The 19,352-nt window shown below is 62.0% G+C and carries 15 protein-coding genes; 2 read left to right on the plus strand and 13 right to left on the minus strand.

The features are described from left to right. Positions 1–303: 303 nt before the first annotated feature. The 5 genes from ACI3KQ_RS09155 to ACI3KQ_RS09175 form a co-directional block, all read right to left on the minus strand. Positions 304–1,908, minus strand: coding sequence for a DUF5597 domain-containing protein (locus tag ACI3KQ_RS09155; RefSeq protein WP_404956872.1), 1,605 nt, complete (start codon positions 1,906–1,908; stop codon positions 304–306). A 178-nt stretch (positions 1,909–2,086) separates the two neighbouring features. Further along, positions 2,087–3,679 carry a hypothetical protein gene (locus tag ACI3KQ_RS09160; protein WP_404956874.1) on the minus strand — a complete coding sequence of 531 codons (1,593 nt, stop codon included), beginning with the start codon at positions 3,677–3,679 and terminating at the stop codon, positions 2,087–2,089. A gap of 160 nt (positions 3,680–3,839) precedes the next feature. Next, the gene (locus tag ACI3KQ_RS09165) at positions 3,840–4,262 is read right to left on the minus strand and encodes a VOC family protein (RefSeq protein WP_404956876.1); all 423 of its coding nucleotides are present in this window, start codon (positions 4,260–4,262) and stop codon (positions 3,840–3,842) included. A 174-nt stretch (positions 4,263–4,436) separates the two neighbouring features. Continuing rightward, positions 4,437–5,507 (minus strand): hypothetical protein, encoded by a 1,071-nt coding sequence (locus ACI3KQ_RS09170; protein ID WP_404956878.1) that lies wholly within the window; start codon positions 5,505–5,507, stop codon positions 4,437–4,439. Positions 5,508–5,556: 49 nt separating this feature from the next. Next, on the minus strand, positions 5,557–7,539 hold the full coding sequence (locus ACI3KQ_RS09175) for a flavin-containing monooxygenase (protein WP_404956880.1): 1,983 nt from the start codon (positions 7,537–7,539) through the stop codon (positions 5,557–5,559). Between the two features lie 137 nt (positions 7,540–7,676). Here ACI3KQ_RS09175 and ACI3KQ_RS09180 point away from each other — a divergent pair, with 137 nt between their 5' ends. Then, positions 7,677–8,288 carry a TetR/AcrR family transcriptional regulator gene (locus ACI3KQ_RS09180; protein ID WP_404956882.1) on the plus strand — a complete coding sequence of 204 codons (612 nt, stop codon included), beginning with the start codon at positions 7,677–7,679 and terminating at the stop codon, positions 8,286–8,288. 5 nt (positions 8,289–8,293) lie between these two features. Here ACI3KQ_RS09180 and ACI3KQ_RS09185 read toward each other — a convergent pair whose 3' ends face one another. The 7 genes from ACI3KQ_RS09185 to ACI3KQ_RS09215 form a co-directional block, all read right to left on the minus strand. Then, on the minus strand, positions 8,294–9,151 hold the full coding sequence (locus tag ACI3KQ_RS09185) for a TIM barrel protein (protein ID WP_404956884.1): 858 nt from the start codon (positions 9,149–9,151) through the stop codon (positions 8,294–8,296). Then, positions 9,148–10,188 (minus strand): alpha/beta hydrolase, encoded by a 1,041-nt coding sequence (locus ACI3KQ_RS09190; protein WP_404956886.1) that lies wholly within the window; start codon positions 10,186–10,188, stop codon positions 9,148–9,150. Before ACI3KQ_RS09190 ends, ACI3KQ_RS09185 begins: the two co-directional genes overlap by 4 nt. Next, a complete protein-coding gene (locus ACI3KQ_RS09195; RefSeq protein ID WP_404956888.1) occupies positions 10,185–11,228 on the minus strand; it encodes a phosphotransferase family protein in 1,044 nt (347 codons plus the stop codon). Before ACI3KQ_RS09195 ends, ACI3KQ_RS09190 begins: the two co-directional genes overlap by 4 nt. Continuing rightward, a complete protein-coding gene (locus ACI3KQ_RS09200; RefSeq protein ID WP_404956890.1) occupies positions 11,221–12,423 on the minus strand; it encodes an acyl-CoA dehydrogenase family protein in 1,203 nt (400 codons plus the stop codon). The genes ACI3KQ_RS09195 and ACI3KQ_RS09200 overlap by 8 nt, the downstream gene beginning before the upstream one ends. Then, on the minus strand, positions 12,420–14,504 hold the full coding sequence (locus ACI3KQ_RS09205; RefSeq protein ID WP_404956892.1) for a 3-hydroxyacyl-CoA dehydrogenase NAD-binding domain-containing protein: 2,085 nt from the start codon (positions 14,502–14,504) through the stop codon (positions 12,420–12,422). Before ACI3KQ_RS09205 ends, ACI3KQ_RS09200 begins: the two co-directional genes overlap by 4 nt. 20 nt (positions 14,505–14,524) lie before the next feature. Further along, positions 14,525–15,511 (minus strand): NADPH:quinone oxidoreductase family protein, encoded by a 987-nt coding sequence (locus tag ACI3KQ_RS09210; RefSeq protein WP_404956893.1) that lies wholly within the window; start codon positions 15,509–15,511, stop codon positions 14,525–14,527. 111 nt (positions 15,512–15,622) lie between these two features. Continuing rightward, positions 15,623–16,510: a LysR substrate-binding domain-containing protein gene (locus tag ACI3KQ_RS09215; RefSeq protein WP_404956894.1), complete on the minus strand. Its 888-nt coding sequence runs from the start codon at positions 16,508–16,510 to the stop codon at positions 15,623–15,625. Between the two features lie 139 nt (positions 16,511–16,649). On the opposite strand from ACI3KQ_RS09215, the gene ACI3KQ_RS09220 reads away from it, so the two are divergent. Next, a complete protein-coding gene (locus ACI3KQ_RS09220; protein WP_404956897.1) occupies positions 16,650–18,386 on the plus strand; it encodes an amidohydrolase family protein in 1,737 nt (578 codons plus the stop codon). Here ACI3KQ_RS09220 and ACI3KQ_RS09225 read toward each other — a convergent pair. Then, positions 18,383–19,264: a LysR family transcriptional regulator gene (locus ACI3KQ_RS09225; RefSeq protein ID WP_404956899.1), complete on the minus strand. Its 882-nt coding sequence runs from the start codon at positions 19,262–19,264 to the stop codon at positions 18,383–18,385. The two genes, ACI3KQ_RS09220 and ACI3KQ_RS09225, sit on opposite strands and share 4 nt — an antisense overlap. Positions 19,265–19,352: the final 88 nt, after the last annotated feature.

Here is a 19,352-nt window from a genome sequence, read left to right on the forward strand (position 1 = left end):
ACCACTGTTACGCCATCAGCAGGGTCTGCGCTGCGCTGTATCGATGGCTCCACGCAGCCCCTGCTGCTATAAATGGTGTCATTTCTATCTAGCGGAGATAGTGTCTTTTCTAATCAGCTCGAACATTGCGTGTGTGTAAGCGCGCTGCCGAGATGAGCCTCGCCGAACAGAGCATCGCGCGCAAAAGTGGAACCGGCTTTTCGCGCGATGCTTCGCCGACGCATTCCCGGTGGCGGTCCATTGTTGTTGACGGCAGTTTATATTCTGCCGTGCCTCGTGCACCGCTAAGGCTAATCCAGAAATCTAGTAGGTTGAAAGCTTTACGCGAAGCAGCGCAGGCTGTTCGTTGAAGTTGAAGCCATAGGAGATTTGATCACCATTCCAGCGGCGACTTGCTTGCCAGCGGCCATCGATGAAGGTCCCCTCCTCCGCACTCATGATCTGCCCGTTCACGGCCGGATCGACGGGCGTGAATTGAAAGCGGCTATATTGCCCGGCAACCAGAAATTCATTGGGGCCGAGCTGAGCGACCACACCGCCACCGACAGGCTCCTTCGCCCATGGCGGCGGTTCCATGCCCGGCCAGGGAATGTCGAAATTGTTGCGTCCATAGGTGACGGAAATCTTCCAGCTGCCCATGGAGGTCGAGTCCTCACCCGCGCTGTTCTTGGCGGTGCCCCAGGTCGGGTGCTCGCTGGCGATCGCAGCCCAGTCGCTCGCGATAGGCCGGAACAGGCGGTAAGGGGCGGCGAACGCTTCAATCGTGGCAGCGTCCAACTTGCGCGTGCCGAGCGGGTAATTGGAGTAGCTCGTCGCATCCATTCCAAATGGCGCCCAGCCGATAGCCCCCCGCCCCAGCGCGGCCCAGAAGAAACGAACGGCCCAGATTGCGTTGCTCGTCTCGGGGACAAACAGCGCATTGTCTGGCCGCGCATAGCGATCCAGCAGGCCCAGATAGGTCTTTTCAAGCGGCAGATAGAGGTCAGGTCCGATAAGATCCAGCGCAGGCGCAGCCGTCTTCCAGATTGGCAGCACGTTCCAATTGGGGCCGCCGCTCGCGACCTGGGCGGCCATGGCAGTGCCCGTCGCGTCGAAGACCGCGGCGTTGGTGTACAGGGGCAAGTTCTTCTCCGCCTTGCCAGCGACAGCCACTTCCTGCACGAACCGCGCATAGGTCCAGGCGGCGAATGCCTGGTCCGCTTCCTTGCCGAACGCCTCCGCCCATGTCCCCGCCTGCTTTCCTGATGCGCGGCGGATGTCTTCGGGCACCTGCTGGGCGAAAAGCCGATCGGCTGCTGGAGAATAATCGCGAGCAACGCCGTGGCTCCCGATCTCATTTTCAACCTGGACCATGATGACGGTGTGCTCGCGATCGACCTCGCGCAAATGCCGCATCAGTGCGACAAAGGCCTTTCGGTCGGCAGCAAGTGTCGCCTCACCAAGTGGGGAAAGCGTGGTTGTAGGGCGGCCGTCCCGCTTCTGCAGACGGGGGAAGCGCTTCGTGTCGCTTTTCACCCATTCCGGCGTGTAGGTTGAATCGCCGTTTTTCCAGCTTCCGAACCATAGCAGCACAACGCGCATGTCATTTTTACGCGCCTGGGCGAGCAGCGTATCGACCCAGCTATAGTCGAACCTGCCCTCGGTAGGCTCAAACTGTTCCCAGGCGACGGGAATTTCGATCGTATTGGCGCTCAGCGCCTGCATCACCGGCCACACCTGAGGCAGTACCGAGGGATAATTGCTCGAATTATGCACCTGCGCGCCCAGCATCAGATAGGGCTTGCCATCCACCAGCAACGCGTGCCGCCCATCTTCCGTGCGAAGACGCGGCAGTTCACCTGCATGGGCCGACGCAGCGGCAGCGACGCTGCAAAGCATTAGCGTCATCAAGCGAATAGAGTGGCGCACATGATCTCCTATCAACTGCCGCTTCTTATATCGACGCGCGCGACGAAGTAAACAATTGCGTTTTATTTCTTAGTCGCTGCGCGCGCTGTTGATCAGGAGATGTCTGCTGACGCGGAAAACGCGGAAATAGTCTGCACTCTGCCCGTTTATCGCGGCTATCGGCGCGAGACAGGTTGGGTCAGCGCCTTTGTTCCGCCGGTCCACTCCTTCCCCAGGCGGCTCCGTCCAGGGCGACGATCTGGCGGCACACGTCACCGGGTGTCACTTCTTCGAGCCATTCCTGTAGCATGTTCTCGATCCAGACCACCGCACTGTAAAATCCGCCTTCCAGCAACCGGGGGTCCATGCGGCTTTCCATGGCGCTGAAATATTCGTCGGGGAAATAATCCAGTGCATCCGAAAGAATGGTGACGAACATGAAAAGAGCGGTTGAATAGATCGACGCCTTATATCGGAAATATAGTTCGTCCCTGTCGATCTGCGGACCACCCTGGATGGCGCATTCTTCGATGAAAATATCGATCACGCGCTTCACCAGGGCGATATGCTTGTGCGGTTCCGGCATCATGAGCATACCGCTCAGTGCCTGCGCGATGCTCGCCTGGCCCGCACCGCCCCAATCCAGAATTCCGGCCTGAAGCTGTCCCTTTTCATCCCGCCAGAACCAGGCATTGTCTATATTCAGGTTGATGTGGCAAAGCCCGGTATAGTCGACATTCGACAGCAGATAAGCCAGCAGCTTGTCCTTATGCTCCAGGCCGAACAGCACGTCCTCGCGCCAGGTTTTCAGAAATTCCGGTTGGGTCACTTCCGAAGAAAAAAGTTGGGGAGCCACACTGCCGATGAAGTTGATAAGCCGGTCAAGGCGCGGTTCGGAATCGCTGATGGGTGCGAAGTCGGGCGCGGCTTTTCCGAACGGAAAAATCTCTTCCAGATCATGCCCCAGATCGCCCCGCTTATGCGCTGCCACCAACCGGGCAAGGCTGCGCGTCAGAACTTCATAATGTTCCTCCACATTCGGCACTTCATGGTCGTAACCTTTGCGATAAGCCGGTTCGACAGGATCGACGCCAAAGGGCACCCTCTCAGTTATGAGGATGTAGTTCCCGGTATATGAACTATAATCGCCGAAATAATATTGGGTCGTCGTCACCGGCAATTGCCGTTCGCGGGACAGGCGTCCCATTTCAATTTCGCCGTTCGACAACCGCAGCAATCCATATTTATGGTGGGCGTCGCCAGGGGGGAATTTCACGAACAACTCGGTCTGCAGGCCCGGTTCGTTTCGTGCATAAGCCAGCGTCAGCAGCCCGTTTTCCGACGCGCCACGAATATCCAGTTTATCGAGGGCGACGATATCCGTGACGCAATTGTCGCGTGAAAGGACGCCGGAAGCCTGGAACGCCGCTGTCAGAAACGCGGGGCCAGCTTTCCGCAATCCTGCCAGATCGATCGGGAATTCCAGCCGATAATGATCCCCTGGGGTGACGCACAGATGGCGCTCCAGAAAGCTTTCATAATCCAGCGCGATTTTGGTGAAAGGCGCTGCACGGCCAAGCGCGTCGGCATCCACCCAACCGTCGGGGCTTGCGATGCGGGCGCGATCCCGTCCCTTACCGTTTCTTGCCAGTTCCGCGCAGACGACCAGCGCGCCTTGGTGCAAATGATGAAGTTCGGGGGTATCGGTCCCCGGCCCCGCCGTTACCGCGATGCCCTGGTCCGCGACGATCCGGCATCGCATGCCGGGAGAGACTGCAATTTCTTCAATCATCGGCACTGCGCTCCCCCGGCTATTATTCAACAGCAATCATGCGCGCCCGCAAAAGACGCTATATTACACCTACGTGTGCATTTAAGACGGTGCCGCGTATAAGGCAAATCAAACGCACTGTTCGTGACAGGGCTTGCCTGTCACGAGCCTGCTCCCGCTATCAGCCGCCCATCTGGCTCAGCTGAACCACATGCCCTTCCGGATCGGCGATGAAGGCAACCTGCATACCGCCCATGCCAGGGACTTCGCGCGCGGCCTCAAGGACGCGGCCGCCAGCTTGTTCCGCCCGCGCGATGAGTCCGCCGATGTCCGCCGTCGCGAAACCCAGGATCAATTCGTTCGCAGCGGGCGCTTCAGTGTCATGGAATTGAGCCAGAATGAACATCGGGCCACCCGCATATGTCGGCATGAACACGACTTCGCTGACCTTGCGTCCCATCATTTCGGCCTCAAGCCGGTTCATCTCAACCAAGCCGATGACCGAACTGTAGAACCCGACGGCGCGGTCCAGGTCCTTGACCTGCAGCTTGATGAACATGAAATCGGTGTCCTGGGTTTTCGCGTGCGGTATCTGGCTTGCCATTATCGTCTCTCCTGAGATGGGATCATACCCCGTTAAATATGCGGCGGCTGCGCAATCGTCATGCGGTCAACATCTGCATCGGCTCTGGCCGTTATTTTCGCAGAAGATGACCGGCAGCTCCAAAACCGCCGCCATGTTCAGACATTCGGCCAAAACGCCCCGTTGGAGCAGCCGTCAGGCGGCTTTGTCCATCGCATCGGGCGGAATGTTGGCGGGGCCACCTATGTCATAGACCTTGGAAAGCAGGCCGACGAAAGCGTTGTCGTGCATCGGATCGGTCGGCACTTCGAACGCGACGCCGCGCTTCTTCATGTCGTCGATCAGCATGTTGATCGCCAGTTCATGCGTGATGTCGTCGCGATGGTCGTAGGTCAGCTTGAAGTCGTCCAGATCCTTGAACAGACGCGCGCCCCAATGGACGAGGAAGCGCATTTCCTGTTCGGGAACCCTTTGCGTGACTTCACCAAAGGTTTCGATCTGCCAGCCGGCAGGATCCTGCGGGTCAGCGCCGAAAGTGGAACTGATGTCCAACCCCTGCGGCCTGCGCATGGCGACCGGACCCCCAGCCTGCCCATGGTGGAACATCATTTCATTTTCGACGACCACTGCGCGCCCCCACATGGGTGCGTTGATCTGCAATGGCTCACCGCTTGGGCCATCGGGCCAGCAGTTGAAGCCGCCGCCTATTTCGCCATTATAATACCAGGCGATCACCTGCCCCTTCTTTGAGCGCCAGCGATTGAACAGGCAGGACTTGGCCATGGTCAGCAGCAGCCAGAGCGGCGTGTTTTCCATTGTGAGGCCACGAAAGACGGTGCCGTCCAGATGGGGCGGCCCGCCGAGCGGCGTCGGCCCCTGGATATTGAAGAGGAAGGTTTCGGGTTCCGCATATTGGCAGTCGTAATAATTGCGCACCAGCTCGAGAAAGCGGGAGTTGTAATAGCAATCCTCAATCTCCGGGTAGAAGCAGGTGCCCCCACGCGCCAAATATCCTCGAAATCCGGGATAGATGCCAATCATGTCCCAGGTCAGCTTGACCCCTTCCGGCAATTGCTTGCCTGCGCCTGAGGTCGCGGCGATAACCTCCTCCGCCGTCTTGAAGTTTTCCGCCAGCATCAGCGGCCAAGGACCATTGTTACGAGCAACACTCAACAAACGTGCATGCTGATCGTCCGTATAGGCTTTATCGATCAGCTGCGGCGGTGCGACAGGGCGGAACTGCTCTGCGAGATCACGAAGCATCATCTAGTCTCCCAATATTATTCGGTTTTCATCCGTTTCTTGTATGAAGGGGTCAGATGGTCAGCATTTCCATTTCGCGTGGTGCGGCCTTGGCGGCATCACCGGCGCGCGTGACATTGAAGTCTTCTGCGCGGGGCGAGCGCAGATCGTGCCAGATGCGCGAGTTGTGGCGCGGAATGGCCAGAATGACCTTCTTCTGCCCGTCGGCGCCCTTGTCACGATAATAGCCATGGGCGCTGCCGCACTGGACCCAGGCGGTCTTGGCCAGGTTCGCGTCAACATCGTCGATGAACGCCTGCGTTGCTTCCGGCGAGACATCGAAGGATGACAGATGATCATCGACCATCCATTGCAGCAGCTCGACGATATAATGGACCTGCTGCTCGCTCACGACCGCATGGTTGGCGACCAGATAGCTGTAGGGCGCGCCCATGAAGACGAAGTTGGGGAAGCCGGTGATCAGCATGCCTTCATAGGAGAAGGGATGCGGGTCGAACGCGTCCGTCAAAGTTTCGCCCCCGGCGCCGCGAATGTCGAACTGCCGCCCGAAATGGAGGTTGTAGCCGGTCGATAGCAGCAGCGCGTCGCATTCGATGCGGGTGCCATCGGACAGGATCACCGCGTCCGCATCGGCCTGCGCCAGTTCGCCGCGCACGATCGAGACATTGGGTTTCTTGAGCGTGTCATAGAAGCCGCAATCCAGGATTGGCCGCTTGGCGAAGACGGGGAAGTTGGGCGTCAGCAGCTCGACCATCTCGGGATTGTCGGGGAAATGGCTCTTCAGATAGCCTTCACACATCATCCGCATGCCATCGTTGATCGGACCGAAGCCGCCGGTCCTGGCGGCATATTCCTCATCCTTCATGATCATGCCGTGCATGTCGCGCATCTGGCTGTGCAGGCTCTGCAGACGCTTCCACTGGGCCACGAAGGGCACATGCTCCATTGCCCAGCGCTCCAACTCCCCGACCGGGGCATGCGCCTGCGGGTTGGGGATGATATGTTCCGGCTGGCGCTGCACGATCACCAGTTCGCCGACCTTGTCAGCGATGGCGGTCGCGACCTGCACGCCCGAGCAGCCCGTGCCGACCAGCACGACCTTCTTGCCCGTCAGATCGACATCATGATCCCAGACCGCCGAGTGGATCACCGGACCCTTGAACGAGTCCAGATTCTGGACCTTGGGATAATTGGGATTGTTGTTGGGCCCCACCGCCATGATGAGGACGTTGCATTCATAAGTTTCCGGCTTGCCGTTCCGTACCGCCTTCACGGTCCAGATCTTGCGCGCTTCGTCCCACTGCGCGCCTTCGACCCAGGTTCCGAACTGAATACGGTCGCGCAGATTATATTTATCGGTGACGCGGTCGAGGTAGGACAGGAATTCAGGACCGCGCGGATAGAATTGCGTCCACGAAGCATTGGGTTCGAAGGAGAAGGAATAGATGCGGCTGGGCGTATCGACCGCAGCACCCGGATAGGTGTTGGTGAGCCAGTTGCCGCCAACCGTGTCCATCGCTTCCAGGACGGTGAAGTCAAACCCCGCCTGCTGCAGCTTGATCGCGGCGTTGATCCCCATCATGCCCGCGCCAACGACCAGCACCTTGAAATCGGCGGGGGGCACGTCGGCGGCCTTGCGAACGCGGGTGTCCGTGGTGAACCCGGCATGTTGGAAAGCGACGTCCACCGACATTTCCGGCAGGTCCTGACCCAGCAACAGGCGGCTCATCCGCTTGAACATCGGGCGATCGATCTGCGACATGACCGGCGGCTTGCCCGACTTCACCGCGGCGCGCAGCTGATCGCGAATCTCACTGGCAACGGATGCATCGATCGAAGGCCGCTCTTCATGCGCATTGATATCGACGAAGGTCTCGATCAATTCTTCCTGCCGCCCGTCAATGTCATTCCAGTAACGATGAAGAAGAGTGCGGTCGCCGGTAATCTGGATCAGGGCCATCAGCGCCATCGTCGGGTCCAGCGCGTCGATGGCGGCGTCGATCTTCGAATCGGTAGTGGTAGCCGGGGCGTGCATCCTGTCTCTCCTGATATGCCTGTTCGCAGACTCGTTATGGACGAATTACACTTTCATGTGTAATTCTGTCAACAGGCGAGCAGCCCTTGCTATTCCCCCCCGGCTGCGCGACGAGGCGAAATATGGATAAACCGATCATGAAGAGGCGAGCCGGCCGTCCAACGCAGCAGGTGGCCGAGCAGAAGCGCAAAAACCTGATCCTGGTCGCCCTAGAGGAATTTGCGCGCGTGGGCTTTCATGCCGCATCGCTGCGCGACATCGCCGACAAGGCGCAGATATCAAGCCGCACGCTTTACAACCATTTCCCCGACAAACTGTCGCTGTTCGAAGCGTGCCTTGAACATTCCGGGGCCGAGATTCGGCCTGAAATGCCCGACATCAAAGGCGACCTGCACACGCAGCTCGTCACCTACGCCACCGAGATGCAGCGACAGCTATTTTCCGAGCGCAGTACGCGCCTCAGCCGACTGATCTATCGGGAAAGCAGCTATTTCGATGAACTGCGGCAGATCGCCCGCCTGCAGTTCGAACGGCACCAGGTCAGCCCGGTCGCGGCCATGCTGGAAGCAGAAGGCGCCGCCCCAGCCGAAAGCCACCGCATCGCCAAGCAATTTGTCTCCATGGCCTTTGGCGAATGGCAACGCCGCCTGCTGTTCGGCGGCGATCCCATGACCCAAGAGGAAATGGCCGATCAAGCCACACTCGTGACCGACATCTTCTTGAGCGGCATCAAATCCTATTTTTCCTGAGTTGGTCAGTCTTTAGGGCACTTCTCTGGTAGATCGAGGATGCTGCCCAAGCGGGCCAGCATGGCGGCTTCGCCGGCTGCGGTCGGATCGACAGGTTCATATTCCAGTTCGATCATTCCCGAATAGCGGGCAGCTTCGACAGCGGCGAGTATTGCGGGCCAGTTGAGCGTCCCAAGGCCAATGTCGATCCGGTTTGGCACGTCTACGGCCTGGATTAATCCAATGGCGTCAGCGCATTCATCCAGTGCGTCCGGCACCGCATGGCCCATCATTGCGACATGACCGATGTCGAACAACAGCCGCACCGATGGCATCCCGACAGCGCGCACCATGTCGAGCGCGTCCTCTAGCTGGTTAAGGAGAAGTCCGGCTATGCGGCTTTCAGCGATTGGCTCAACCAAAAGTAGCAGTCCTGCGCGGGCGGCCATTTCGGCGTGATGTTTCAGATTTTCGGTCATGGCCATGAGTTGCGCTTTGCGGGATCGGGCGGGGTCGAGGCCCGCGACGCAGACCGCCCCTGCCCCACCAAATTGGGCCGCGATGGCGCAGCTTTGCGTGACGCTGTCCTTTATCGCATCACGTGCCGCCGCGTCTTCTGTGCTCCAGAGTGGGGTGTTCCAATGCATCGGATCGCCGCCAAAGCTGGTCAGCACCAGTCCGCGACGTGCCATTTTTGCCGCCATCGCCGCCTGCTCCGACGGCGGTCTCAGCTTCAGGAACAGGTCTTGCACCCCGGCGAAGCCATGATCGGCAAGCGCGTCGATCTGGTCGAGCGACTTGGTGGAGCGGGCGAGATGCGCGAGCATCGGCCGGTCGGGGGAGCTGAGGCCGAGATGACCGCCGATAGGCCAGTGGTCGCTCATTGCGTCACCGCGCGGGCGAAGTCGAGTAGCGCCTTGTTGAAGGCGACGGGCTGTTCCTGCTGCACGAAATGGCCTGCTTCGGGGATGGCAATGATGTCGCGAAGGCCGGGGACGCGCTTGCGCATCCGCTCTTCCCAATCGGTGAAGAATCCGAAGGAGGGGTCCTTTTCGCCATAGAGGAACAGGGTGGGCGCTTCGACGTCATGGTCGGCCCATTTTTCGCCGATGCGCCAGTTCATATCAGCGGTGCGGTAGCTGTTGAGGCCGCCAATGAAACGCAGCATCGGGTCGGCATCGACATATTCGCTGACGAAGCGGCCGAACTCCGCTTGGGTGAGCCATGGCCAGGGGAGCGGCGGCGCGGGTGGCAGGACGTCTAGATAGCCGCTGCCGACGGAGGAGACCGTTTTCCAGCTCCAGAGATCGCCCTTTGATGAGAGGGCGTAGAAGAGGCGGGCGAGGAATTCGGGGGCTCGGTCGGCGAGTTCGCGCTCGGCGGGGCCTGCTTCCATGAAATAGTGGAAGTGGACGAAATGCTCGGCGGCCATGGCGGCGAAGCGTTCGCTGGGGAGGCGATCGGGGGAGGATGCTTCTGGCCTGGCGGGGGCGTCGGCTGGGAGGCGTGGCGCGCCGCCGAGCATGGCGCGTCCGGCCATGTCATAGTCGTAGGGGATGGTGGCGATGAGGCCCGCCACCCGGTCCGGCGCACGGACGGCGAGATTCCAGGCATATTGCGCGCCGAAATCCTGGCCGACGATGACCGCCTTGTCCGCTTGATAATGGTCGAGCAGGGCGATGAGGTAGGCCTGCATCCGGTCGGCGTCATAGGCGGCGGGATCGATGGGGCGGTCGCTGCCGCCATAGCCGAGGCTGTCGATGGCGACGGCGCGGAAGCCTGCTTGCGCCAGCGGCTCCATCTGGTGCCGCCATGACCAGGCGAGGCCGGGGAAGCCATGGATCATGAGGACGAGTGGCCCCTCCCCCTGTTCGACTGCGCGCAGGTGGTAGCCGCCAACGTCGATCAGCTTTTCGGTCATAGATGTGCATCCTCTTCCCCGCGGACGATGCGCCAGGCGAGGCCCGCTATTTCTCCCGCACGCGCGCCGTGGATCGCGGCGGCGTCGCTTGATGCATTGCCGCTGATCGCGCGGTGATAGACGCCCTGGCGGATGGCGGCGTTGCGGAACATGGCGAAGGAAAGGGCGTAGCGCCAATGGGTGGGGTCGATGGGACCTGCGCCGCTGCGCTGCGCATAGCGTTGGAGATAGTCGGCTTCGGACGGGATGCCGAGCGGGGGGAGGTCTGCGTCGGACAGGCCGCGATAGCCCTCCTTCGGCACACGCCACGCCATCAGATGCTGTGCAAGATCAGCGAGGGGATGGCCGAGCGTCGAGAGTTCCCAGTCAAGAACCGCGATGATGCGGGGCTCTGTGGGCGCGAAGATCATATTGTCGTTGCGATAGTCTCCGTGGACGATGCGGCTTGCTTCGAGGCCGGGATCGTTGGCGGGGAGCCAGTCGATGAGCTGCTCCATCGCGTCGAGCTGCTGCGTTTGGGTGGCGCGATATTGTTTGGTCCAGCGGGCGACCTGGCGGGCGAAATAATTCCCGGGCTTGCCATAGTCGGCGAGGCTGACCTGCGCCGGGTCGATGGCGTGGAGGGCGGCGAGGACGCGGTTCATTTCGTCATAGATGGCGGCGCGGTCTGCGGGCGTCAGGTCAGGGAGGCGGGCGTCCCAAAAGTTTCGGCCCTCTGCATAAGCCATGATGAAGAAGGGCGTGCCGACGATGCTGGCATCCTCGCACAGGGCGAGCGGACGGGCGACGGGGACGGCGCTGTCCTTCAGCGCATCGGTGACGCGATATTCGCGCTCAATCGCGTGGGCGGAGGGGAGCAGCACGCCATCGGGCTTGCGGCGCAGGACGAAGCGGGGGTGCCCGTCCACCGACAGCAAATAGGTGGGGTTGGACTGGCCGCCTGCGAATTTTTCCGCGCTGATCTCCCCCTCCGCGCCCGGAACATGGGCGCGAAGCCATGGGCCGAGGCGGCTGGTGTCGAGCGTGCGGACGTCAGTCATATTTGGCGAGTTCGAGGCGGCCGAGCTGGTGACGATGCACCTCGTCCGGGCCATCCGCAAAGCGGATCTTGCGAGCATGGGCATAGTAGCTGGCGAGGAAGAAATCCTGGCTGATGCCCGCCGCGCCATGCGCCTGCATCGCCCAGTCGATGACCTGGCAGGCCATGTTCGGCGCGGCGACCTTGATCATCGCGATGTCCGCTTTCGCCACCTTGTTGCCGACCGTGTCCATGCGATGCGCGGCGTGGAGGGTGAGGAGCCGCGCCTGGTCGATCATGATGCGGCTGTTGGCGATGCGTTCGATGATGACGCCCTGTTCGGCGAGCGGCTTGCCGAAAGCGACGCGGCTCTTCACCCGGCGGCACATGGCCTCCAGCGCGCGTTCGGCCATGCCGATCATGCGCATGCAATGATGGATGCGGCCGGGGCCAAGGCGGGCCTGCGCGATCTCGAAGCCGCGTCCTTCGCCGAGCAGCATGTTGGAGGCGGGCACGCGGACATTTTCGAACAGGATTTCCATGTGGCCATGGGGCGCGTCGTCATAGCCGAGCACCGTCATCGGGCGCAGCACCGTGATGCCGGGCGTGTCGCGCGGGACCAGGATCATCGACTGCTGCTTGTGCTTGGGCGCGGTCGGATCGGTCTTGCCCATGAAGATCATGAGCGCGCAGTCCGCCTCGCCCATGCCGGAAATCCACCATTTGCGGCCGTTGATGACATAGTCATCGCCGTCGCGGACGATCGAGCTTTCGATATTGGTGGCGTCGGACGAAGCCACCTGCGGCTCGGTCATGGCGAAGGCGGATCGCATTTCGCCCGCCAGCATGGGTTCCAGCCAGCGTTCCTTATGCTCGTCCGTGCCGAAGCGTTCGATCGTTTCCATGTTTCCGGTGTCGGGCGCAGCGCAATTGAACACCGCAGGGCACCAATGGACGCGGCCCATTTCCTCGCACAACGGGGCGTATTCGAGGTTGGTGAGCCCCGCGCCGTGGGTGCTTTCGGGGAGGAACAGGTTCCAGAGGCCTGCCTCTTTCGCCAGCGGCTTCAGTCTGTCGATCAGGGTGATGTGCGCCCAGCGGTCGCCGGTCGCCACCTCCTCATAGTAGCGCTGCTCATTGGGATAGATGTGCGCGTCCATGAAAGCGCGCAGGCGGGCGAGCAGATCGGCGGTCTTTGCGTTGGGATCGTAGCTCATGCGTAGAAGCCCCTGCCCTCGCGCGCATATTGGACGAGCAGCGGCGCGGGGGTCCAATAGGCGTCGCCTTGTTCGGCGCGGAATTTTTCGATGGTGGCGAGCAGCTTGTCGAGGCCGATCTGGTCGGCCCAATGCATGGGGCCGCCGGTGTAGCTAGGCCAGCCGAGGCCGTTAACCAGCGCCACATCGATTTCATGCGGGCGCGGGACGATGCCTTCGCTCAGCAGCTTGGCGCCTTCGTTGACCATGGCGTAGAGCAGGCGTTCGCGGATTTCATCCTCGCCAATGTCGCGCAGCTTGAGGCCGTGGCGTTCAGCGTGGGCGGCGATCATCTCGTCCGTCAGCGGATTGGCGCTGGCCTTGCGTTTTTCATCATAGCTGTACCAGCCCGACCCGGTTTTCTGCCCAAGGCGTCCGGCGGCGACCATCTGTTCGGGGAAGTCGGCGCGCAGTTCGCGCTCCGTCGCGCTGGCGGCGCGCACCTTGCGCGCGGCGGCCTGCACGTCGAGGCCGGCAAGGTCGCCCAGCGCGAACGGTCCCATCGGGAAGCCGTAGGAGAGCAGCACCTTGTCGATGGCGGCGGGCGTGGCGCCTTCCTCCACCAGGAAGAAGCCCTCGCGGGAGCGCTTGGAGAGCATGCGGTTGACGATGAAACCGTCGCACACGCCCGACAGGACGGGCAGTTTGCCGATGCGCTTGCCGAGCGCCATGATCGTCGCGACCACTTCGGGGTCGGTCTTTGCCGCGCGGACATTTTCCAGCAGGCGCATGACATGGGCGGGATTGAAGAAGTGCATGCCGCACACATCTTCCGCCCGCCCGGATGCGGCTGCCAGCGTATCGATATTGAGGAAGCTGGTGTTGGAGGCGAGGATGGTTCCAGCGGGCGTAACCTCGCCGAGCTTGGCGAAGACGGCCTTCTTGATTTCCAGATCCTCGGTCACTGCCTCGATCACCAATTGCGTCGGCGACAGATCGCGGGGGTCGTCGCTGGTGGTGATGAGCGCGAGGCGCTTGTCCATCGTCTCCTGCGACATGCTGCCCTTGGCGACGGAGGAGGACCACATTTTGGTGATCGCCTTTATCGCGGCGTCGATATTGGCCTGATCAAGGCCGATGGCGATAACCGGAATGCCGACGCTGACGAGGGCCATGACGATGCCGCGACCCATGACGCCAAGGCCGATGACGCCCACGCGTTGGATGTCGCGCACCGGCGTGTCCGCAGGCAGGTCGGCGATGCGGGCCACTTCCCGTTCGGCGGCAAACAGGTTGCGCAGCGCCTTCGACTGCGGCCCGGCCATGCATTCGCGGAAGATCGCCAGTTCTTGGCGAACCGCTTCTTCGAATGGCAGTTCATAGCCCAGGCGCACCGCCTCCAGCGCGCGCAGCGGCGCGGTCTGGCCGCGCATCTTTTTGGCCAGCAGCTTCCTTGCCTCTTCGAACAAGGCGGGATCATCGGCGGGCATGGGCAGCGTTGCTGCGCTGCGGGGGCCTTTGCCCCGCGCCACGAGCGTTTCGGCGAAGGCGTGCGCCTCTGCGGCGAGGTCGTCGCCTTCGGCCACGGCATCGATCAGATTGTCGGCCAGCGCCTTGTCCGCGCTGATCTGGTTGCCCTGCGTCAACAGCGGGAGCGCTGCGGCCAACCCGGCAAGGCGCGGCGTCCGCTGCGTGCCGCCGCCGCCGGGCATCAGGCCCAGCTTGACCTCAGGGAAGCCGAATTTCGTAGCTTTGGCGGCGATGCGATAATGGCAGGCGAGAGCGACTTCGAAGCCGCCGCCCAGAACGGTGCCATGCATCGCGGCAATGATCGGCTTGGTCGCGTGGTCCATCATTTCCATGACTTGCGGCAGGCCCGGATCGGCCATGGGCTTGCCGAATTCCTTGATGTCCGCGCCTGCGATGAAGGTTTTGCCAGCGCAGCGGATCACCAGCGCCTTTACGGCGGGGTCGGATTCCATAGCCTTGATGGCGCTGGCCAGCCCCTGGCGCACGCTGGCGGATGTGGCGTTGACAGGTGGATTGTCGATCAGGGCTTGGGCGATCGCTCCCTGGACGCTGTAGGCGACGGTGTCGGACATGATTGATTTTCCAGCTACTGTCAGGATGCAGGCGGAATGGTCAGCAGCACCTTGCCCTTGACCTTTCGCCCTTCGAGATGATGGAGCGCCGCGACAACGTCGGTCATGGCGAAGCGCGTATCGACGACCGGCCTGATCGCGCCCTGCGCCAGCCATTGGAGCAGCTGGCGCATGTTCGCCCCCTGCCTCTCCGGATCGGCGCGGAGGGAATTGCCCCACAGGACGCCGACCGCCGACGCGCTTTTGAGCAGCAGCAGATTGGCGGGGATGGAGGGGATTTCCCCACCAGCAAAGCCGATGACCAGTAGTCTGCCACCCCAAGCCAGGCTTTTGACGGCAGTCAGGTTCATGGGGCCGCCGACCGGGTCGTAGACGACATCGACCCCCTTGCCGCCGGTCAGCGCCTTGACCCGTTCGCGCAGGTCTTCGTCGGCATAGTTGATCAGTTCGTCTGCGCCCTGCGCCTTGGCCAGCGCCAGCTTTTCCGCGCTGGACGCGGCGGCGATGACATGCGCGCCCATCAGCTTGCCCAGTTCCACCGCAGTCAGCCCAACGCCGCCGCCTGCGCCCAGCACCAGCAATGTTTCGCCCGGTTGCAGGTTCGCCCGGTCCTTGAGCGCGTGATAGGAAGTGCCATAGGTGATGCAGATGCCCGCTACGATGTCCAGGTCGACGCCATCGGGCACGGGCCAGACCTGCGTTGCGGGGGCGCGAACCTGCTGGCCAAAGCTGCCGGTGCCGGTGAACGCGACGACCCGGTCGCCGATCGCGAACCCTTCCACGCCTTCGCCGATTGCCGCGACGCGTCCCGATGCTTCGCTGCCCGGCACGAATGGCAGGGGCGGTTTCGTCTGATATTTGCCCTGCACGATCAGCACATCGGGATAGTTCACGCCCGCGGCCGCGACATCGATGAGCAGTTCGCCCGGTTCGGGCTGTGGCGCAGGAACGTCGCCCCAGGTCAGAGCGTCGATCGGCGCGAAAGCGGGACAGATCACGGCCTTCACATCACTCTCCTTCTTTTCCGCACGGGGCGGGTTGGAGAGATGATTAGGCCCTTGCGCCTGTTGCTACCAATTCGAATAATCGACGCGATACATCAGAAAAACTGATGTTGATCACAGGTCAGCCTGCTCAGAAGCAAAGCTATGGAAGGCGCGGACGGCGGCGGGCAGTGGTGTGTCCCGTCGGCTGATCAGGCTGACGATGCGGGTGGAGCGAAGTTCGGGAATGTCGAGCAGGGACAATTCGCCCCGCGCCACTTCCTCCCCCACCGCCAGGCGGGACAGGCAGGCCAGACCCGCGCCGTCGCGGACGGCGCGCTTGATCGCCTCCACACTGTCGGCTTCCAGGACGATATTGAGCGAATTGAGGGATTTGAGCACTTCCACGGTGAAGAAGATGCGTTCGCTGGACTGGGTTTTTTCCAGCACCCAGGCTTCGTTCGCCAAGGCGGCGAGCGGCATTTCACCGCGCCCGACAAGCGGATGGTCCGGCGCTGCGCACACGGCCAGCGCGTCCCTGCGCCATGGCTGCGCCTCCAGATAGCTGGAATTGACCGGTGATCCGACGAAGCCGATGTCGAGCGCCATGTTGCGCACCCCTTCCATCACGTCGTGCGACGGCAGCACGCGCAATTCCATCCGAACGCCCGGATGGCGGCGCATGAAAGTGGCGCACAGGCGCGGCAGGACATGGTCGGCGACCGACGCGACGGCGCCTATGCGCAGACGGCCCCGCACTTCTTCCGGCAGGGAAAGCGCCTCCATATCGGCGACCTGCACCAGCACGCGCCGCGCCATTTCCAGCATGGGCCGCCCCTGATCCGACAACAACAACCGGCGGCCCGACCGGGCGAACAACCGGACGCCCAGATGGGTTTCGAAATCCTTGAGCGACATGCTGGCGGCAGAAGGGCTGAGCCCGATTTCCTGCGCCGCGCCCGCGACGCTGCCGGTCCGGGCGACGGATTCGAACACGGCAATCTGACGCAATGTAATCTTCACCCGCTACTCACATGGCCGTATTTCAAGAGTTCAAACCTTTAGGACAGGGCGAGCGAGGGACCAACAGGAAAGCAGGGCGTCGACTACAGCTTGACCGATACCGAACGGTTGGATACCGTTCCTTAAAAAGGAGAGGTTCATGAGCGCGCGTTGCGACCTGTTGATCCGTGGCGGCAGCATCGCCGACGGTAGCGGCGGCGAACCATTTATTGGCGATGTCGCGATCCTGGATGGACTGATCCTGTCTGTCGGTGCCTTCGATGGTGTGGCGGACGAGGTGATCGACGCGGCCGGCCTGACCGTCACGCCCGGTTTCGTGGACATTCATACCCATTATGACGGTCAGGCGATCTGGTCCGAACGCCTGTCTCCATCATCGTCGCATGGGGTCACCACGGCGGTAATCGGCAATTGCGGCGTCGGCTTTGCACCATGCCGAAAGCAAGATCATGACCGCCTGATCCGCCTGATGGAAGGGGTGGAGGATATTCCCGGCGTGGTCATGGCCGAAGGGCTTAGCTGGGATTGGGAGAGTTTTCCCGACTATCTGGACGCACTGGAATCGCGGCCGCGCGACATTGATGTGGCTGCGCTGCTGCCCCATAGCCCATTGCGCGTGTTCGTGATGGGTGAACGTGGGGCGCGACGCGAACCGGCAACCGAGGATGACCGCCAGAAGATGCAGGCGATTGCGCGTGAGGCTCTGGATGCCGGGGCGATCGGCTTTGCCACGTCCCGGCTGCTGATCCACCGCACGAAGGCGGGCGAGCATATTCCCACCTATCAGGCCGACGTGGAGGAATTGAAGGCCATTGCCGGGGTGATGCGCGACGCGGGCACCGGTGTGTTGCAGATGGTGCTGGACGCGCCCTTTTCCCCTTGGCCGGACGAGCTGGCGCATTTGTTGGCGGTTGCGCAAGCGTCGGGCCGTCCGGTGACTTTCACGCTGGGCACTTCAAACCAGGGCGATCCTGTGTGGCGCGAGGCGCTGCGCATATGCGACGATGCGAACGCGCGCGGCCTGTCGATCAGCCCGCAGTTGTTGCCCAGGCCCATCGGCATGGTCTGCGGCTTTGAACTATCCACCCATCCATTTTGCCTGTGCCCCAGCTATCAGCCGATTGCAGCGTTGCCACTTGCTGAGCAACTACCTTATTTGCGCGATCCGGCCTTTCGCGCGCGGCTGATCAGCGAAGCCCCGCAGGAAGGGCATCCGCTGGCGATGATGACGCGCAATTGGGACTGGATATTCCCCCTGTCCGATCCGCCCAACTATGAGCCGCCCGCCGAAACAAGCATCGGGGCGCAGGCGCGCGCGCGTGGTGTCGGGCCGGAGGCGGTTGCCTGGGATCTGTTGATGAACGACGGTGACGGCGACGGGCTGCTCTACAACACGCTGGGCAATTATTATGATGGCAGGCTGGACGAGATATATGAACTGATCAACCATCCCGGCGTGGTCATGGGGCTGGGCGACGGGGGCGCGCATTATGCGGCGATTTGCGACGCCAGCTATCCGACCTTCATGCTGACCTATTGGACGCGCGACCGTGAGGGGCCGAAACTGAGTGTCGCGCAGGTGGTCCAGGCGCTGACCGCCCGGCCCGCCCAGACGATGGGATTGCAGGACCGGGGGCGGATAGCCGTTGGTTACAAGGCGGATGTCAATGTCATCGACCTGGACGCGCTGATATTGCACGCCCCCCATATCCGGCATGACCTGCCCGGCGGCGGTCGGCGGCTGGATCAGGCAGCCACCGGGTTCGTGGCGACCATCGTGTCGGGCCGGGTGATCCGCCGCAACGATCAAGCCACCGATGCGCTGCCCGGTCGTGTCGTGCGTGGCGCGCAGGCCGCGCCGGTCGAAATGGCCTAGCCCGTATTCATGTGCGCCACGCGTTCCTGCAGCCACTGGGCGACGGCTTCTATCCGGGGGAGCTTGCGCAAATCTTCGTGGATCACCAGCCAGAAGCTGCGCGTGATCTGAACCGCATCGGTCAGCAGCGACCGAAGTTTACGGTCCCTGCGACCGATGAAGTCGGGCAGGATGCCGACACCCGCACTTTCCGCGATCATCCGATATTGCATGTTGATGCTGGTCGCCCTGAGATGTGCTTCCAGCCCGGCATGCACTTCATTGAGATAGTCCAGTTCGGGCGAGAAGATGAAGTCGGGGACATAGCCGATCAGCGTATGGTGCAGCAGGGCAGCAGGACTGGAAGGCTCCCCCCGCTGTTCCAGATAGGCGTCGGCGGCATAGAGGTGCAGGCGATAGTCCCCCAGCCGCCGCGCCGACAGACGCCCTCGCTGCGGACGCGCGAGCATCAGCGCCATGTCCGCTTCCCGCTTGGAGGGATTTAGGAAGCCGGACGCGGATATCAGGTCGAGCCGGATGCCGGCGTGGCGCGCGTGAAAATCGGCCAAGCCGGGCGCCAGCACCCATGTCCCGAAACCTTCCGCCACTGACAGGCGCACCTGCCCCGACAGCATCCGTGACTTGCCGGTTGCTTCTTCCATCGCAGCGAGGCTGGCGCTTTCGACGCGTTCAGCATGGGCCATCATCGCCAACCCCTGTTCGGACAGCACACGTTCGCCCATGCTGAGATCGAACAAACGCGCGCCCAGCGCCTGTTCCAACCGAGCGATCCGGCGCGTGAGCGTGGTCGGATCAAGCCCCAGCGCGCGGGCGGCGGGTGCGATCTTGCGCGCCCGCGCGACCGCCAGAAATACGCGCATGTCATCCCAGTCGAACATCGTCATCCTTATGCGGTATGCTGCATTTTTGCAGCCAATAGATGCAACAATACGCTATTGCATGCAATTGTGCTTACGCCCAGAGACG

The sequence above is a fragment of the Sphingobium sp. ZW T5_29 genome (assembly GCF_044987515.1).
Taxonomy (GTDB): Bacteria; Pseudomonadota; Alphaproteobacteria; order Sphingomonadales; family Sphingomonadaceae; genus Sphingobium.

Bases quoted from the DNA above. Each gene is read 5' to 3' on its own strand.
- ACI3KQ_RS09200 (WP_404956890.1), bottom strand. From the start codon at position 12,423: ATGAGCTACGATCCCAACGCAAAGACCGCCGATCTGCTCGCCCGCCTG.
- ACI3KQ_RS09165 (WP_404956876.1), bottom strand. From the start codon at position 4,262: ATGGCAAGCCAGATACCGCACGCGAAAACCCAGGACACCGATTTCATG.
- ACI3KQ_RS09195 (WP_404956888.1), bottom strand. From the start codon at position 11,228: ATGACTGACGTCCGCACGCTCGACACCAGCCGCCTCGGCCCATGGCTT.
- ACI3KQ_RS09175 (WP_404956880.1), bottom strand. From the start codon at position 7,539: ATGCACGCCCCGGCTACCACTACCGATTCGAAGATCGACGCCGCCATC.
- ACI3KQ_RS09180 (WP_404956882.1), top strand. From the start codon at position 7,677: ATGAAGAGGCGAGCCGGCCGTCCAACGCAGCAGGTGGCCGAGCAGAAG.
- ACI3KQ_RS09160 (WP_404956874.1), bottom strand. From the start codon at position 3,679: ATGATTGAAGAAATTGCAGTCTCTCCCGGCATGCGATGCCGGATCGTC.
- ACI3KQ_RS09185 (WP_404956884.1), bottom strand. From the start codon at position 9,151: ATGAGCGACCACTGGCCTATCGGCGGTCATCTCGGCCTCAGCTCCCCC.
- ACI3KQ_RS09170 (WP_404956878.1), bottom strand. From the start codon at position 5,507: ATGATGCTTCGTGATCTCGCAGAGCAGTTCCGCCCTGTCGCACCGCCG.
- ACI3KQ_RS09205 (WP_404956892.1), bottom strand. From the start codon at position 14,504: ATGTCCGACACCGTCGCCTACAGCGTCCAGGGAGCGATCGCCCAAGCC.
- ACI3KQ_RS09225 (WP_404956899.1), bottom strand. From the start codon at position 19,264: ATGTTCGACTGGGATGACATGCGCGTATTTCTGGCGGTCGCGCGGGCG.
- ACI3KQ_RS09220 (WP_404956897.1), top strand. From the start codon at position 16,650: ATGAGCGCGCGTTGCGACCTGTTGATCCGTGGCGGCAGCATCGCCGAC.
- ACI3KQ_RS09190 (WP_404956886.1), bottom strand. From the start codon at position 10,188: ATGACCGAAAAGCTGATCGACGTTGGCGGCTACCACCTGCGCGCAGTC.